This window comes from Synechococcus sp. B60.1, from assembly GCF_047462555.1.
Taxonomy (GTDB): domain Bacteria; phylum Cyanobacteriota; class Cyanobacteriia; order Thermostichales; family Thermostichaceae; genus Thermostichus.
Genome location: NZ_JANSJN010000072.1, coordinates 1 through 1,696, shown reverse-complemented (window position 1 = coordinate 1,696; position 1,696 = coordinate 1). Strand labels below are relative to the sequence as shown.

Genomic DNA, 1,696 nt, shown 5'->3' with positions numbered 1-1,696 from the left:
GTTCGCTGGGATCCCTTCCGGGAAATTGACGAAATTCAACGGGAAATGAACCGGATGTTCGACCGGCTGATGGCTCGCCCCGCCGAGACTGATGCCTTTGCCTTTGTGCCGGCGGTGGAAATGCACGACGATCCGGAAACCATTACCCTCAAGCTGGAGCTGCCCGGCCTGAACCCCAACGATCTGGACATCCAAGCGACGGCGGAAGCGGTCTCCATCAGCGGTGAGCGGCGCTTTGAAAAACGCTCCGAAGACAAAGGTGTAACCCGCACCGAGTTCCGCTACGGGCGCTTCCAACGGGTGATCCCGCTGCCCAACCGGATCAAGCACGATCAGGTGAAAGCGGAGTACAAAGATGGCATCCTCACCCTGACTCTGCCCAAAGCGGACTCTGAAAAAGCCCAGGTGGTCAAGGTGAACGTTGTCTCCTGATGGGATGAGGCAAACGCCACTTTTGGCTTAAGCAAAATCCAGATCCTAGAGGGTAGGCCATGAGCCTACCTTTTTTGCTTTTTGGCTGGTCGATCCTCAACTCCCCTCTCCCTCAGGGAGAGGGGCTGGGGGTGAGGGAATACTCCCTCCCAGGGATCCGATTTGACCTCTGCCGCGGGGGTTGGATAAGGTTGAGGGCGAAGTGGCTGGGGAGCGAGAGCATGGCCAGCGTGACCTACGAACACGTTACCAAGCGCTACGGCGACACCACGGCCGTCCACGACCTAAACATCGCCATTGAAGACGGGGAATTTCTCGTCTTCGTTGGCCCCTCCGGCTGCGGCAAGACCACCTCCCTGCGCCTGCTGGCCGGCCTGGAAGAGGTGAGCGCCGGCTCCATCTACATCGGCGACCGCCGCGTGAACGACGTTCCCCCCAAGGATCGGGACATCGCCATGGTCTTCCAGTCCTATGCCCTCTACCCCCACATGACTGTGGCCGAGAACATGGCCTTTGGCCTTAAGCTGCGTGGCCTGCCTAGGGCGGAGATCGAAAGCCGGGTTCGGGGGGTGGCCAAGCGGCTGGGAATCGAACACCTCCTCCACCGCAAGCCCAGGGAACTTTCCGGTGGACAGCGGCAGCGGGTCGCCGTTGGGCGGGCCATTGTGCGCAACCCGGCGGTGTTTTTGATGGATGAGCCCCTCTCCAACCTCGATGCCAAGCTGCGGGTGCAGGCGCGGGCCGAGATCAGCAAGTTACACATGCAACTGGGCACCACCTTCATCTACGTCACCCACGACCAGGTGGAAGCCATGACCATGGGCAACCGCATTGCCGTCATGAAGGATGGCCGCCTGCAACAGGTGGACACTCCCCAGGCCCTCTACAACCGCCCCGCCAACCTGTTTGTGGCCGGCTTCATCGGCAGCCCTTCCATGAACTTCTTCTCAGCCAAGCTGCGGGAGCAAGAGGGCACCCTCTGGGTGGATAGCGGCGCCTTCCGCGTGCCCATCCCCTCCCACCAGGCGGATCCCTATCGGCCCCGCGCCGGCCAGCCGGTCATCTTCGGCATCCGCCCGGAAAACATCCACGATCCCCAGTACCAACCCCCAGGGATCCAACCCGCCCGCGTGCGCGCCAGAGTTGCCGTTGTTGAGCCCCTGGGCTCTGAAGTCCTCCTCCACCTCAGCGCCGCCGACCCCGAAGGGATCCTCCCCGAGCAGGAGTTTGTGGCCCGCGTGGATCCCCGTACCCAGCTTCGCGT

General features: G+C 62.2%; 2 protein-coding genes. Both read left to right on the top strand.

The window, feature by feature from the left end; genetic code table 11:
• Positions 1-432 (top strand): Hsp20/alpha crystallin family protein (locus NW863_RS09050; RefSeq protein WP_414365880.1); only part of this gene is annotated, 432 nt, incomplete at its 5' end.
• Positions 433-653: 221 nt separating this feature from the next.
• Positions 654-1,696, top strand: a 1,043-nt coding sequence (locus NW863_RS09045; protein WP_414365879.1) for an ABC transporter ATP-binding protein, incomplete at its 3' end; no start/stop codon positions are given.